Raw genomic sequence first — 15,062 nt, 5'->3', positions numbered from 1 at the left:
CGTGATCTGCGACTATGACGCGCAGGTCGGTCTGGTCCACCGGTTGATCGTCGAGAGCTCGGCCCGGCGGGTGCCCATGGTGATTTGCCATGCGTCGGAGAAGAGCGCGGCGGTCGCGGCCTTCGCGCCGGTGGAGCGGGTGAGGTGGCTCAAGCTTCCCGTGTCGCCGACGGCCCTCGGCCAGGTGCTGCGCGACCTCGTGCCGCCGGCGCGACACGCGGCGTAGATTGCGTACAGTTATATATTAGAGTGCTAATGGCACGACTGATGCCTTAGACAAGTATTGATTACCTTGGCGCTTTGCCAAGACTCGTTGCCTGGAGGCAACATCTTATGAAACGATCGACAACTCTCACGACGTTCGCCGCACTGCTGCTCATCGGCGGCGTCGCCCGCGCCCAGGGTGATCCGGGCCGTGGTCGCGGCCACGGGCAGGATTCGAAGCCCGTCCCGCCGCAGGAGCAACAGCAGCGCGTGAACGATCAGCGCCAGCGCGACACGGCCTACAAGGCGGCGCTCGCCGACCGCATGCGCAATACACAACAGGCGTCGGCGGCGTTGCAGCAGCAGAGACGCAGCGCGCAGTACACCGTGAACCAGCAGTACGCGGCGAACCTGCGACAGCAACAGCAGCGGCTGAACACCCCGCGCGACGTCCAGCGCGACCCGTACTACTCGGCGCCAATGACCTTCCGCTATACCGTCGGGTCGACCAACCGGGAGACCAACCGATATGGCGCCGACGTCATGCGACAGGCGGTGAACAACGGCTACCAGCAGGGATTCAAGGCCGGACGCGCCGATCGCAAGGACCACTGGGCCTCGAACTATCAGCAATCGTACGGCTATCAGGATGCCAACTTCGGCTTTAGCGGCAACTACCTGCCGCAGACCGACTACAACTACTACTTCCGCGAAGGGTTCCGTCGCGGCTACGAAGACGGATTCGCCAAGCATGCGCAGTACGGCACCGTCGTGAACGGCTCCCCGTCGATCCTCGGCACCATCCTCACGGGAATCCTCGGGCTCCACAGCATCGGTTGAGTAGATCCGGCGTCGAGCAGCACCTGGGGGCGGCGCGAAGCGCCGTGCCCCGTGCGGCTTGACGACAGCGGCACGCCGAGCCGCTCGCCTGAGAGCCTTGCCAGCATCCATGGGCCCGGGATCTTTCCATACGCAGGGTCGGTACGATTCTGTGCGGTGGTCTCCCGGCCACCCAGCCGCCAAACGCGGCGCTCTCCGATCAGCCAACTGAATTTGGAAGCCGAGGATGCCAATGGGCTTCGCCCGATTTACTTGTCTCTGCGCCGCGATCGCCCTGGTCGGCTGCTCTCACACGTCGTCGGCCCCGCAGGGCGGCGTGACGTCGTCCTCGCCGGCGCCCACCTCGAAAGAGGATCGCATCGACTTCACGCGACAGCTCCGCGAGCAGATCTCACTCACGCCGACCGAGATCAAGTCGCTCCAGTTCTATCTCGCCAAACCGATCACGCTTCAGCGTGAACTGTCGTCGGGCGAGCGGCAGGTGACTCACGGGAAGCTGGTCACGAAGGACGGCAAGTTCATCGAAGAAGTGGACGTCCTCGACGGCACGCCGGGCGTGGCGGTGGACGTGAACCCGGACGGCAACACGATCGACGTCAGCTTCGAGTCGGGCACCAAACTGAAGTTCACGGGCCTGTCATACACGCTTCTCGCCGACACGTGGGGCGGCAAGGACGGAGCCGGCAAGATCACGTTCGATGGACGCGTCTATGACGCGATCAACCACAGCTATCTCGCCCATCTGTCCATCGACCGGCAGTCCTTGTCCAAGCTCGAGACGAACCGCCGAGTGCTGAAGGGCGTGCGGGTCGACACGACCGGAAAACCGCCGGCGTCGAGATAGCGGAGACGGGCGGACCGGTGGACCGGTGGACCGGTGGATCGGTAGACCGGTAGACCGGTAGACCGGACAAACTCTACGGCCGCTGCGCGTCCTTCCAGCTCCGCGGCGCCCGATCGCACTGCGGAACCTGCATCGGCTGTCCGGTTCGCGAGCTCGTCGGCGGCACACGCCGCGCGCGCGAGACGAAGTTCGGATCCTCCGCCGCCTGGTATGCGAACATCGCCACTAACGTCGCGTTCCGCTTCACCTCGTCGAAGTTGACCTTGTCGTAGGTGTCGCGGTTGGTGTGCCATGTGTAGTCGGTGTACGACCAATCCGACGACGACAAGAAGAACGCCGGCGCGTCGCGGCAATCGAACGCGTCGCTGTCGGTGCTCTCATCGTGGGCGATGCCGGGCAGCATCAGCGCCACGTTCTTCGTGAGATCCGCCGGCATGCGCGACATCCAGCGCGCCAGCGACGGCGCGGCGTCGATGAATCCGTTCGTCTGCACCGAGTCGATCTCGCCGGTTCCGTTGTCCTGGTTGAACAGCGCCTGGAGTCCCTTGAGGATCTCCGGATGATCGGCCGCGAACGCCGACGACCCGATGTCGCCCTCCTCTTCCCCACTCCAGTGGCCGACCAGGATCGTCCGCTTTGGATTCGGATACGCCGTCCTCAGGATGCGCATCGCCTCGAGCATCGTGATCGTGCCGGTGCCGTTGTCCGTCGCGCCGCTCCCCGCGTCCCACGAGTCGAGGTGCGCCGACAGCATCACATACTCGTTCGGCTTTTCCGATCCGTTGATCCTGGCAACCGTGTTGAACACCGGCGCTTCGTTGGGCGCCAGCGTGGCCTCGGCGACCGCGCGCACCCGCGGATGCTGTCCGTTGGACGCGAGCCGAGCGAGAAGCGTGTAATCCTCGCAGGAGACGTCGAACGACGGGACGAGCGTGGCGCGCGCCGACTGGATCTTGTCCACGCCCCAGCCGCGCGACCAGCTGTTCGACAGAATTCCGGCGGCGCCCGCGCGCTCGAGCTCCGGGCCGAGCATACGCCCGTTGACGCGCGCCGCGGTGAGACGAGCGTTCCAGTTCTGTTGCGCGCTGTCGCGCAGCGCGACCGCGTGATGATAGACGGCCGAGTCGGCCCAGAAATGAATGTCGGAGTCGGGACGGCAAGTCGGCTGGGGCATGCTCGCGAGAACGAGCTTTCCTCTCACGCCGGCGAGCCATCGGACGAAACCGATGCTGTCGCCGATTTCCGCCGCGGTCGGAATGATGACGACGTCCGCCGTGACGCCGCCCGCCGGCGTCGCCGCGCTCCAGGCGTGCATCGTCGCCTCGAGCACGCGCACGCGCGGCGCGACGAGCTCGAGGCCGCTCGGTCCGCGCGTCCAATCGCGCCACGTGCCGTACTGTTCGTTCTTGGCGTCGATCCCCCACGCCTTGTAGGTGCGCAACAGCCATTCGTTCGCCGCGCGGTTCGCCGAGGACCCCGTCAGCCTCGGCCCGATCGAATCCATCAGCACCTGCGCGAGGCGGGACGCTTGCGACCGATGCATTCCTTCGTCGTAGATCTTCTGGACGACGGGGTCGCCCGTGGGATTGTCCTGAGCGCGAGCTAGGGACCCGGCGACGAGAAGTGCGATGAAGGCGAGGGAAGAGTGGAAGCGCATTGATAGATGGACGGGTGGACAGGTGGACGGGTGGACAGTAGAAAGATCGATAAACGGACAAGCGGCTGGGCTCCAGGGTGACCGTCCACCCGTCCACCCGTCCACCTGTCCACCCGGTTAAGGCCTTCCCCCTCGCCCAGTCGCGCTTCCCGCTTGCACGGCCGTCGCGCCCGGTGCGGTGGTTCCGTCCTTTAGAATCCTCTGACGCACGAGGTACGTCTCGCCGTCGGTGATCCACGGCGCCGGCGGATCTCCCTTGAGGAAGTAGCCGAACCACTCCAACTGGCGGTGGAGATAGTCGGCTTGGCTTTCCGGACGCGCGACATTGTGGTTCTCGCCTTCGTAGACGAGGTAGACAACCTGCTTCCCGAGGCGGCGGCCGAAGTTGTACAGCTCTTCGCTCTGGAAGTGGTTCACGTTGCCGTCGGCGTCCCCTTCCTCGAGCAGGAGCGGCGTGTGGAGCGAGTCCACGGCGTAGACCGTCGAATTGCGGATGTACGCCTGCGGATCCTCCCACAGGGGGACCTGCATGCGCTCCTGGCTCGTCTCGTAGTGGCCGGTCTCGGGAAGACCGCTGTTGCCCGACGTGTAGCCATACATGCTGATCAAGTCGGTGAGCGGCGCGCCGGCGATCGACGCGGCGAACGTGCCGTGGTTGTGCACGGCATAGAACGCCGACTGATATCCGCCCCACGAGTGTCCCATGTTGCCGACGTGCTTCGCGTCGATGTCAGCGACCTTCGACTCCACGGCGGCCACGGCCGACGTCACGCAGTCGAGCCCCGAGTATCCCGGATTGCGTGCCTGGAACACGATGTCGGGACGCAGAACGAAGTACCCGTTTTGGGCGAAGACGGAGATGTTATAAGGATTGCGCTCGTTGGGCATCAAATAGGAATTGAAGCCCTGCGAGAGCTTTTCATAGTAGTACACGACCATCGGATACTTCTTGCCCGGCTCGTAGTTCGCCGGGTACGTCAGCATCATTTGCAGCTTGTCGCCGCGCTTGTTGCTGTAATTCATCAGCACCTGCTTCGGCCACGCGTAGTCGCTCTGGAACGCGTTCGAGCTCGACACACGCTTCGCGCTCGCGAGCGACGCGCCACCCGCGGCGACGAAATAGTTTGGCGACTCCTCGGCCGTCTGCTCCTCGACCAAAAACACGTCGGCGTTCTCGGCGCGACGCAGATTCGTCACGCTTTTGTCGAGCCAGACGAGTTGCTGCGCGGGCTGGCCGATCGTGAGACGCGAATAGCCGCTCTTCTTGTTGTACTCGCCGGTGGCCGAGAGAACGAGCGGCTTCGCGGCGTCGATCGTCCTGCCTTCACCGTCGAGCTGACAGGGCGTCGAGCGGGCCGCGCCGCCGCCTCGTCCCCCGCGTCCACCGCCGCCGCCGAATCCGCCGCCTTCGTTGACGCAGCGGTACACCGTCGAGTCCTCACGGCCTTTCGTGAGACGCGTCGCTGACGATCCGTCGATCGGGATCTGCCAGATGTCGAAACGGTCGTTCACGAGCACCGACTTCTCGCCCGTCGTGAAGCCGGCGAGTCCGTACGCGCGCCGCTCCGGCACCGGGTGGTCGTCTTCGGTGTTCACGAAGCCGACCTTGAGCTTGCCGGTGAGGTTGGTGCGCGCGCCGCTCTTGAGGTCGATGACGTTCCACTGCCCGTCCTGCTGGTACGCGGCGTAGCGGCCGCTCGGGCTGAGCGTCGCGCCGTAGAGAGACTTCGTGAGGATCTTCGTGCGCTTGCCGCTCGTGACGTCGACCGAATAGACGTCGCGATACTGGCGGCCGGACATGTACTCGCGCGCGTACGGGCCCTCGTCCGTCGCGAGCGCGGCGGCGCCGTTCTCGGAGAGCTGCACGGTCTCGAGCGGGTCGGCGCTGAGTCGAACGGCCGATGGATCGCCGACGTGCCACGCGACGAGCGTGGTGCGCGAGCGATCCTGGTTGGCGCTCACTTCCTGCTGGTGAAATTCGCGGACGTCCTTCCAGTGCCAGACCTGCACCTTTGCCGGGGGCAGCTCGCCCGGCGCGCGGCGCTCGGGGGTAACCTTCGCCTCGCGGGGTGCCACGCCGAAGAACAGCGTCGATCCGTCGTCGGACCAGCTCGGCGCGCGGTACGCCGCGACGCGCAACCCAGGCGCAAACGACCGGTCGTTCGAGAAATCATATACCTGTTTCTTGGCGCCGGAGCCCGCCCCGACGCCATGCCACGCCAAGACGGCATACGCAGTGTCGGCGAACGCGGTGTCGGTCTTGCTGCGCATCGCCGCGAGATCGTCCGAGTGTCCGCGCCACGTCAACCCGGTGTAGATCGCGTCGCTCGCATCGAGCGACCGAATGGAGCCGGTCTTCGCGTCGAGCACCTGCACGCCGTTGCCCGTGTGGCCGTCGACGTCGATCGTCATGGCGAGCATCGCGCCGTCTTCACTCCACGAGGACTCCGAGACGTTCCCGAACGCGAGCTCGGTGCCCGCCTCGAGATCGCGCACGATGACGTCCGCGGCACGCCGGCCGCCGACCGGATAGCGTCGCAAGGCAACGTGCGAGCCGTCGCTGCTCAGCGAATACGATTGCACATCGTCGAGCGTCGTGATCACGCCCGTCCTCAGATCGACGATACCAACCTTGTTGCGATTCGGTGCTGTGCCGCCTTCAGCAGGGGCTCCGCCGCCCGCTCGGCCAGCGCCGGCACGGCCACCCCGGCCGCCGCGTCCACCCGCGGTATCGGGTGTAATCGTATAGAGAAGCCACCGGCTGTTTCCCCCCGCCGAGAACTGCGGGTTGGTCGCCGAACGCGCCGTTTGGTCCTTGTCCGAATCCACTGCGCGGTAGTGCAGCTCGGTCGTGCCGTTTCCGCGGCGGACGTCGTACGCCACCCATTTCCCGTCGGGCGACAGCGCGCCGGCGCCAAGCGTCTCCCACTTGGCATAGTCGGCGCTCGTCAACGTCGGCTTGGCCGCTCCATGGGTTGAGCTTGGCTGTTGCGCAGCGAGTGGCGCTGCTGCTAGGACGATGGCGACGAACCAGCCGGGGCGCGGCATACGAACCTCGAGGAAAGGCGGGAGATCAGGAGATGATATCGTCGGGGAGGCGCGTTTGCGAATCGAGCCGCCGACGCTTTCGAAACGCACCGCGGACGGGAGATGCTGCAGAAAAAAACAGCCCGTGGCACAAGGCCACGGGCTGTCGAGGTCGACTGAAACAATCGCTCTACGGATTGCGATCCGTACAGCCCTTGAACAACGGGTTCGAGAGCTCCGTGTTCGTGACCGCGAGCTGAATCGTGTGGCCGTACGAGCCGCCCTTGAAGTACGCGCCGGTCGGGAACACCTGATCTTCCGTCCGTTTGTACTGGCGCATTTGCCGGCGGTCGTCGTTCAAGCGCTGGCCGCGGCCGAACGTCCAGAACGCCTTCTCACGGAAGAACAGCGTGACGGCGGCGTCCTGCGTCGCCGGCGTCGGAAGCGCTGCCATCGCCGCCGGCTGGAAGTTGCTGATCTTGGGCGGCGTGGCCCGCAGCGCGTTGAGGATCGTCATCATCCCGGCGATGTCGTTCGCGTTCAACTTCGCTTCGGCCTCGATCAAACGCGCGTCGACGCCGGACACCATGGCGATCGGATCGAAGCGTCCGTACAGCTGCTCGATGAACTGCGGCGTCGAGCCGTCCTCGGCGACGACTGGCGGACTCGCGTTGCCGCCGAAGATCACTGGCACGCGCGGATCCTTCGCCGACGCGAACGGCAACGCGTTCTTCGTGGGGGTCGACGTTCCGTTGATGACCTCGGCGCTGTCGCTCACGCTGAGACGCGCCGTGGAGTTCACAATCGACCACAGGCCGAGGCTCGTGCCTTTCGCCTGGGACGTCGCCATGTAGTAGCCGAACGTGGACGGGATGCCGGAGACCAGCGCAGGGGCCGCGGCGAAGTTGCCCTTGTCGACCAACACGCGCGCTTTGAGGATCGACGTCGCCTGTTGGACGAACACTGCTTGCGCGCTCGTCCCTTTGTTGATCGCGAGCGCCGAGTCGAGGTGCGCCGAGGCGCTATCGAGTACCTGCGCGTCGGTCAGGCCCGGCCCGAAGGTGAAAACGCCGTTGACGGTGTGACCCAGCGGAATTCCGTTGCAATAGTTCTCGGCCAGCGACATCTCGAGGAAGGCCAACGACATGTACATCTCGCCGATGTCCGCCGTGCTGTCCGGAATGTATTTGACGACAGCCGCGATAGCGTCGCGCACGAATCCACGTTGCTGCGTGACGCTCGTGTACGGGTTCGACGGATTGTCATCGCCCATCGACCGTTGGTCGATGTCCTGACGCGTGTTCTGGAAGTCGGCGTTGTGATACTCGTCGGTGAGATTCCCGACCTCCTCCCACAGACACTCGGAGTTGCCACCGCAGTCGACGACGGCCGTCACCTTGCCGACCGCGCCGACTTTGAGCGCGTACGCTGCCGCCGCGTTGCCGACGGCGCTCGGGTCAACCAACCCCGGGTTCTGCGGAGCGAGCAACTCCTGCTTTACGTTGCATGCCGCGATGGCCAGCGATCCCCCGACTACCGTGGCAAGGGTCGCAACCCACCGGGCGCGATTGGTCATAATCTGCATATGATCTCGTCCTCGATGGGTTAGTACTTGAGATTGAGACGGAACACGAAGTACGTCGGCGGCGGTGCGGTCTGGAACTCGTTCTGGACCTCGGCGCCGTTTACGCCGTAGTTCGATTCGGGATCGATGCCCCAGAAGCTGCTCCACAACTTCAGGTTCCGGGCGGTGAAGACGAGCGACGACCCGGGCCCCGTGCGAAGCAAGTTGTTCACCCGCGTGGGGAGCTGGAGAATCGCCGACGCTTCACGCCACTTCCAGAACTGCCCGTTCATGAAGTACCCGGCGCCCGACTTGAACGACGTCTGTGCGCCGGCGGGGCCGATCAACGTCCCATAGGTCTTCGCGATCGCGGCCGCCTGCTGGGCCAGCGGCGCGTGCGGATCCTGCGTCGACTGGCACGAGAGTGGCACCGAGTTGCACTGGAAATTGTCGGCGCCATCCTGCGTGCTGTATCCGCCCTTCGAGTCGAAGAGCGAGGTCAGTCGGAGCATGTGGTTGAACAGATCGAACCCCGTGTTGATCGCCAGCAGATCGCGCGGGATCGCGTTGCCGTAGTTCTGGAACGACGAATCGACGTGCACCTCGCTCACCTGAAGGACGCCGTCGTGGTTGGCGTCGGCATAGGTGTACGGGTGATACCACTGCGAGTTGATCGGCTGACCGTCGCGCTGCTCGGTGAGACCGCCCGCTCCGATGATGCGCGCAACCCCGGTCGACGGATCGATGCCGAGGTTGACGATGAGCGCCGTGTTGTGCGACGCGGTGACCGTCAGGTCCCAGCCGAATCGCTTGCTGTCGTACAGCTGCGCGTTGAGTTGCAACTCGTGTCCGTAATTCTCCGTCGAGCCGGCGTTCTGCAGCAGGCTCGTGACGGAGGCGCCGGCCGACGGAGCGATCGGAACGCTGATCAGCGCGTCGTGCGTCGTCTTGTGATAGTAGGTGTAGTCGAGGTGCAGGCGGTTGCTCAGTGTATACGTCTCGAACCCGGCCTCCCACTCCGCCGAACGCTCGGGCTTGAGGTTCGGGTTGCCGGGGTTCGACGCGCTCAACGACGGCGTGTCGGTGCCCGTCGTCGCGCTACGACCGTCGATCGTCACGGTCCCCGGCGCAAACGTGATGAGGCCCTGCGTTCGACCCGGCTGAACGCCGCTCGCGCCGTACGAGGCGCGGACGCGGAACTGACTGAGGAAGTCCAACTTCTGCGGGAAAAACGACTCGTCCGACAAGAGCCACGAGACACTCGCCTTCGGGTAGAGCACGTGCTGGAAATTGGTGCCGAAGGCGCTGTTCTGGTCCGAGCGGGCCGCGATCGTGAGGAACACTCGATCGCGAAGCGAGGCGGCTTCCTGGGCGTAGACGCCGAGCGTCTTGACGACAGTCGGCTGCGACTCGCTCGCGCTGATCGTCGTGGCCGCAGCCACCGTCGTCGCGCCCGGCGGCAGACCCTGTCCGGTGCTGTTGACGGCGTCAGTCTCGAGATTCGTGTAGTCGGCGCCGATGGTCGTCTTGAGGTTCGCCCACGGCTTGGCGTTCCAGCTCGCGGTGCTGACGACCTTCGCCGAGAGGTTGCGGTTGTCCTGGCGGTTGTCGTTGATGTTGCCGATTCGCGCCGTCGCGCTCTGCGGCGGGCACTGGTTGAGCGCGCAGAGGTGGAAGTAGTTCGACGTCACGAGGTCGAGACCCACGGTTCCCTGGTTCGACAGCCACGGCAGCGGACGCCAGCTCGCGTCGAAGCTGCCAAGCATTCGCTGGACGTCGCTGAAGCTCGTCGCCTGCATGATGTCGCCGGGGTCCCACTGCAGATAGTCGTTGAGCGGAACGGCGGTGCCGTCGGCGTACTTCGCCTGCGTGGTCACCTTGTCGAGCCCCGGCCCCTTGAATCCGTAGTTCTGCAAACCGGTGTAGAGGAGCGCGATGATCAGGTCGCTCTCCGGCTCGATGCGGTTGTCTTCCTTGAGGAATCCGGCATTCGCGGTGAGATCGAACGTCGGGCTCACGGCGGCCGAGAGATTCGTCCGGAAGGACGCCTGTTGCTGCGCGAGCGGGTGGAACCACGCGTCTTGCACTTTGATGCCCGCGGTCTGGAAGCGCGTTACGTCGAACCCGGGCATCTGAATCGGACCGACCTCGTTGTTCAGCGAGCCGCTCGCGAAGTAGCGGACGGCGTCCGAGCCGCCGCTCACCTGCGCGGACGCGGCCTTGCGGTTGCCGAGGGTAATGAACGTGCGAGACGGATCGGCGAGGAGGTTGTAGTGCGTGACGCTGTCGGAAATGCACGTGCTGTTCGACGTCGGCGTCGTTCCCGGCGGAGCCATCGTTCCGAGCTGGCACCGAACGTTCTTGGTCGGGTTGCCGAGCGTGTGGCCCCAGTTCGCGTACATGTCGGGATAGTCGTTTCGGTCGTCGACGTTGCCGTACTCGCCGCTGAACGACCAGCGCGATGCGCCGGCGCGACCCTTCTTGGTCGTCACGACCACGACACCGTTGGCCGCGTCAGTTCCGTACAGCGTCGCCGCTGACGGGCCCTTCACGATTTCGATGTCCTCGATCTCGTCCGGATTGAGATTGTTCAGGAGCGAGAAACGCGTGTCCGTGCCGGTCGTGAGGTTGTCGGTCGCGATGCGGACGCCGTCGACGACCCAAATCGGCGCGTTCGACAGACTGATCGACGACACTCCGCGCACACGGACCGTCGGTGCGCCACCGAGCGTGGTTCCCGGCAACACGACGACGCCGGGCGCCTTGGCGGTCAACATGTCGGCGGTCGTCGAGATCTCGGAGACTTCGGCGGCCTTCGCGACGTTGACGGTGGAGATCGCGTTACCAAGCTCGACTTTTCGCGCCTGGCCCGTGGCGGTCGTCACGACTTCCTCGAGCTGCGCGACCGCCACCTCGAGCGCGAAGTCCGTAACGGTCGTTCCGCTCGGGTTGACCTCTACGTTTCGCTTTACGGAGCGGTAGCCCACGCGCAGGACCTGAAGCTGGACGCTGCCGGTGGGTGCGTTGCGCAGCGTGTACTTGCCGTCTTCACCGGTGCTGGCCGATACGCTGCCACTGATGACGATGACGCGCGCGTCGGCGAGGGGCGCATTGCCCTCTTTTGCGGTGACGTGTCCGGTGATGGTTGCTCCCTGTGCGGCCAACCGGCCACTCAGCGAGGTAAGGGAGAGGGCTGCTCCTACGACGGCGATCTTCCAGCGTCCCAAAGTCATTGTCACTCCTTTCGAGGAGATCGGGCGGGGAACGACCGATGTGCGTTCGGCCAAACGAACCGGCCCCGCGGTTCGGCGTCGGGGCGGCTGGGTGCGGGGGACTACGTGATTGCTGCTGGACTAAGCGGACTGCGGTTGGACTGACACATCGCCGACAAGTCCGGTCCCGAGCATTTTCGCGGGGTTCGGGATGGCGGAGACGCTACCGGCTTGGAGAATCAACGTCAAGAACCACCGACGGGAGCGGATCGGTCACATGACAGATGTAAGCGAGCTGCCGTTCTTCGGTTCCCGTCTTCACACCGAGCCAGCGCTGGTGCGTTGCCGTCGCGCACCGCATTTTCGCGTGGTCGCACATTGAAACCACGCGAGGAGACTCCTTTGTCCCGGATCATGCGTCCCACTCGAACGCTGTTCCTTCCTATCCTACTGGCCGCCGCCGGCTCGGCGGCGGCACAAAAGCCGCCCACTGCCGTCTCGGGAGCTTCGATACCGACCCCGGAGTCGGTGATCGGATTCCCCGTGGGCGAAGACTATAAGCTCTTCACCTACGACCAGTCGATCGACTACTTCAAGAAGCTCGCGGCGGCGAGCAACCGCGTCCGTTTGCTCACCGTCGGGAAGACGGCGTACGGGAAAACGTGGACCGCCGTTCTCATCTCGTCGCCGGCGAACCTCGCCCGTCTCGACAAGATCCGCGAGACGAACATGAAGCTCGCGCACCCGGCTGGCCTCACGGACGCGCAGGCGCGCGATCTCGCCCGACAAGGCCGGGCGATCGTGGACATCAGCGGCGGGCTGCACGCGTCGGAGATCGCCGGATCGCAGCATACGCCGCAGGTCGCCTACGAGCTGCTGTCGCGCGCGAACGAACCCGAGATGAAAACGATTCTCGACAGCGTCGTGTTTTTCCTCTGGCCGTCGATCAATCCGGACGGCCAGGACATCGTCGTGAATTGGTGCCGTCTGAACCAGCCCGACGCCGAGCACACGGTCCGCGGCGGCGTGCCGATGGAGCTCTACGAGAAGTACGTCGGACACGACAACAACCGCGATTCGTACATGCTCAATGTCATCGAGTCGCGCGTGATCCAGCGGACCTGGCGCGAATGGGAGCCCGACGTCATCTACGTGCAGCACCAGTCGTCGCCCTTCCCCACTCGCATCTGGATTCCGCCGTTTGCCGACCCGGTCGGTCTGCGTGTGCCGCCGATCATGGCGCGCGAGGTGAACGCGATCGGAACGCGCATCGCCGAACGGCTCGACGCGAACGGCCAACCGGGCGCCGTTTCGCAGCTCGAGACGTACGACGCGTGGTATCCGGGATACATCGACTACATGCCGATGTACCAGAACATCCCGTCGTGGTGGACGGAGACGCAGGGCGGCAACTGCGCGACGCCGCGCACGTCCACGGTGGCCGATCTCCCCGCGGACTACGCCGAGTTGCGGCCAACATCGCTGTACTCGAGCCCGTGGGCGCAGGGTAAATGGGGGCTTCGCGACGCCGTGAACTACATGGTCACAGCCGACATCGCGACGCTCGACTACGCGGCGCGGTTCAAGAGCGAGCTGTTGTACAACCGTTATCAGTCGGCGCGCAACACGATTCAGCAGTTCAAGACGAGCGCACCGTACGCGTACTTCATTCCGCAGGACCAGCACGACCGCGTGGCGCCGGTCGAATTGCTGCGACGCATGGCGTTCATGGGAATCCGCGTCCAACAGTTGAGCCGCGATGTCAACTACGGCGGCGTGAGCTATCCGAAGGGAACGTGGGTCATCCCGATGGATCAGGAGTACGCTCAGCTCGTCCGCGAGCTGTTCGAGCCACAGAAGTATCCGGACATGGGTGAGGACACGCCGTACGACGCCGCCGGATGGACGCTGCCATACCAAATGGGCGTCAATGTCGTCGAGGGAAAAACCCCGCTCGGCGACGACATTCGGGCCTCGCTCACCTCTCCTCGTGGCGCTCCCATAGACTGGCACACGGATCCGAACGAGCCCTTCACAACGAACGCCGAGGCAGCGGGAATCGTCCCCGCGGCGGGCGAGATCACCGGATCTGGCGATGCGCTGCTGTTGGATCCCGCTCAGAACAACTCTTTCAAGTTGATCAACCGCGCGCTTGCCGCGGGCGCGACGCTCCGATTCGCTCCGGCGTCGGGAAGCCGCGGAGCCCGATACGTCGTCACCGGTCTCGATCCGGCAAAGGCCGACGCGTGGGCGAAGGAGCTGTGGGTCACCGCGGAGCGCACGTCTTCGGCTCCGGCGGCCGCCAACGCGCCGACGCGAATCGCGCTGTACAAGTCGCAGCCCGGCGTGATGGACGAAGGCTGGACCGAATGGCTCTTCGACACGTACAACGCGAAGTACACGCTCATCACGCCGGCGGACTTGAAGGGCGGGAATCTGGAAAGCCGTTTCGACGTGATCGTCGTAGGGTCTCAGGGAGTCGGAGGAGGCGGACGCGGGGGACGTGGTGGCGGCGGCGGCGGCCGTGGAGGCCGCGGTGGCGCAGCGCCCGACAGCTCGGTCGCCGAGGAGCAGCGCGCGGTAGACGAATTCGTGCGCGGCGGTGGGACCGTGGTCGCGTGGAATCAGGGCGCCAACTCGCTCATCAGCACGCTGCGACTTCCGGTGCGCAACGTGGTTGCCGGACTGCCGCGGAAGGAGTTCTTCACCGGCGGCTCGATCATGTCCGTCGTCACCGATCCGGCGCATCCGGTGATGGCCGGAATGCCGGAGCGGGCGGACGTGATGGTGTTCAATAGCCCGGTGTTCACGACGCTCGACGGATTCGACGGATCGGTGATCGCGAAGTTCCCGAGCGACGGGACGCCGCTTCGATCCGGATTCCTCAACGGCCTGCCTCACATTCAGGGATACGCCGCGGCGCTCGACGTCAAACACGACAAGGGTCACGCCATTCTCTTCGGCTTCCAGCCCGAGTGGCGTGGTCAACCGACGGGGACGTTCCGCGCCGTGTTCAACGCGGCATTCTTCGCGCACGACGTTGCCGATCAGGCGAAGGGGACGGCTGGGTTCTGGACGGCGAAACCCTGAACAGCGAACGGCGAGACTGCCGGCCTCCGAGACTGCCAGACTCCGAAACGGCCGAACGCCGAGACTGCCGAACGCCGAGACTCCGAGACTTCCGAACTCCGAAAACTGCCGAACTCCAAAAACTGCCGAAATCCGAAACTGCCGAAATCCGAAACTGCCGAGGTTCGAAACCGCCGAATTCCGAGGCTGCCAAGGTTTGCCTTGAGCCCAGCCTCGGAATCCGGCATCTTTCGAGGGCACATCAATGCGCGCAGCTCGTCGCCATTGAAGTCGCACCATTGCGCGCGTAGCTCAGCTGGATAGAGCGTCGGCCTCCGGAGCCGAAGGTCACAGGTTCGAATCCTGTCGCGCGCGTCCTTGACCCCTTCGGCCGGCATCCGTAGCTTCGCTGGCCTCAGTTCTTGGTTTCACGACGCCGCCCTCCTCGTGCGGCACAGCGCGCGCTCAATACGGTACGTCGCGATGACGCGCGAACCGGGCATGGTTGAGCTCCGGCTCGAAGGCCCTCCCCCCTCCATTAGCCCTTCCCACCAACTCCGTCCGAACCGAGCCCGTCCCTCGCACCAGCCCGCCGACGCCCCCGCCCCCCCGCCCCCCCGCCCCCCCGTGAGCGTCGGCGCTGGC

At 65.0% G+C, this 15,062-nt stretch carries 8 protein-coding genes and 1 tRNA gene; 5 read left to right on the top strand and 4 right to left on the bottom strand.

Annotated features, from left to right (window positions below; all coding sequences use genetic code 11):
* The 3 genes from VGQ44_14395 to VGQ44_14385 all read left to right on the top strand — a co-directional run.
* Window positions 1-226 (top strand): hypothetical protein (locus tag VGQ44_14395; protein ID HEV8448017.1); only part of this gene is annotated, 226 nt, incomplete at its 5' end.
* Window positions 227-333: 107 nt separating this feature from the next.
* On the top strand, window positions 334-1,044 hold the full coding sequence (locus VGQ44_14390) for a hypothetical protein (protein ID HEV8448016.1): 711 nt from the start codon (window positions 334-336) through the stop codon (window positions 1,042-1,044).
* A 232-nt stretch (window positions 1,045-1,276) separates the two neighbouring features.
* On the top strand, window positions 1,277-1,888 hold the full coding sequence (locus tag VGQ44_14385) for a hypothetical protein (GenBank protein HEV8448015.1): 612 nt from the start codon (window positions 1,277-1,279) through the stop codon (window positions 1,886-1,888).
* Between the two features lie 73 nt (window positions 1,889-1,961).
* On the opposite strand, the gene VGQ44_14380 is transcribed toward VGQ44_14385, so the two are convergent.
* From VGQ44_14380 to VGQ44_14365, 4 genes are all read right to left on the bottom strand, one after another.
* Window positions 1,962-3,545, bottom strand: a complete 1,584-nt coding sequence (locus VGQ44_14380; GenBank protein ID HEV8448014.1) for a M20/M25/M40 family metallo-hydrolase — start codon at window positions 3,543-3,545, stop codon at window positions 1,962-1,964.
* Window positions 3,546-3,662: 117 nt separating this feature from the next.
* On the bottom strand, window positions 3,663-6,593 hold the full coding sequence (locus tag VGQ44_14375; GenBank protein ID HEV8448013.1) for a prolyl oligopeptidase family serine peptidase: 2,931 nt from the start codon (window positions 6,591-6,593) through the stop codon (window positions 3,663-3,665).
* A gap of 169 nt (window positions 6,594-6,762) precedes the next feature.
* Window positions 6,763-8,157, bottom strand: a complete 1,395-nt coding sequence (locus tag VGQ44_14370) for a hypothetical protein (protein ID HEV8448012.1) — start codon at window positions 8,155-8,157, stop codon at window positions 6,763-6,765.
* Between the two features lie 20 nt (window positions 8,158-8,177).
* Window positions 8,178-11,369, bottom strand: a complete 3,192-nt coding sequence (locus tag VGQ44_14365) for a SusC/RagA family TonB-linked outer membrane protein (protein ID HEV8448011.1) — start codon at window positions 11,367-11,369, stop codon at window positions 8,178-8,180.
* 393 nt (window positions 11,370-11,762) lie between these two features.
* Here VGQ44_14365 and VGQ44_14360 point away from each other — a divergent pair, with 393 nt between their 5' ends.
* On the top strand, window positions 11,763-14,438 hold the full coding sequence (locus tag VGQ44_14360; protein HEV8448010.1) for a M14 metallopeptidase family protein: 2,676 nt from the start codon (window positions 11,763-11,765) through the stop codon (window positions 14,436-14,438).
* A gap of 280 nt (window positions 14,439-14,718) precedes the next feature.
* Window positions 14,719-14,792: transfer RNA gene (locus VGQ44_14355), tRNA-Arg, on the top strand.
* Window positions 14,793-15,062 lie beyond the last annotated feature (270 nt).

It is taken from the genome of Gemmatimonadaceae bacterium (assembly GCA_036003045.1).
Lineage (GTDB): Bacteria > Gemmatimonadota > Gemmatimonadetes > Gemmatimonadales > Gemmatimonadaceae > JAQBQB01.
The sequence above is the reverse complement of the archived record's forward strand: the minus strand, read 5'-3'. Positions and strand labels throughout refer to the sequence as shown.

Coding starts and splice junctions, on each gene's coding strand:
- VGQ44_14370 (HEV8448012.1), bottom strand. CDS start 8,157: ATGCAGATTATGACCAATCGCGCCCGGTGGGTTGCGACCCTTGCCACG.
- VGQ44_14375 (HEV8448013.1), bottom strand. CDS start 6,593: ATGCCGCGCCCCGGCTGGTTCGTCGCCATCGTCCTAGCAGCAGCGCCA.
- VGQ44_14385 (HEV8448015.1), top strand. CDS start 1,277: ATGGGCTTCGCCCGATTTACTTGTCTCTGCGCCGCGATCGCCCTGGTC.
- VGQ44_14380 (HEV8448014.1), bottom strand. CDS start 3,545: ATGCGCTTCCACTCTTCCCTCGCCTTCATCGCACTTCTCGTCGCCGGG.
- VGQ44_14365 (HEV8448011.1), bottom strand. CDS start 11,369: ATGACTTTGGGACGCTGGAAGATCGCCGTCGTAGGAGCAGCCCTCTCC.
- VGQ44_14360 (HEV8448010.1), top strand. CDS start 11,763: ATGCGTCCCACTCGAACGCTGTTCCTTCCTATCCTACTGGCCGCCGCC.
- VGQ44_14390 (HEV8448016.1), top strand. CDS start 334: ATGAAACGATCGACAACTCTCACGACGTTCGCCGCACTGCTGCTCATC.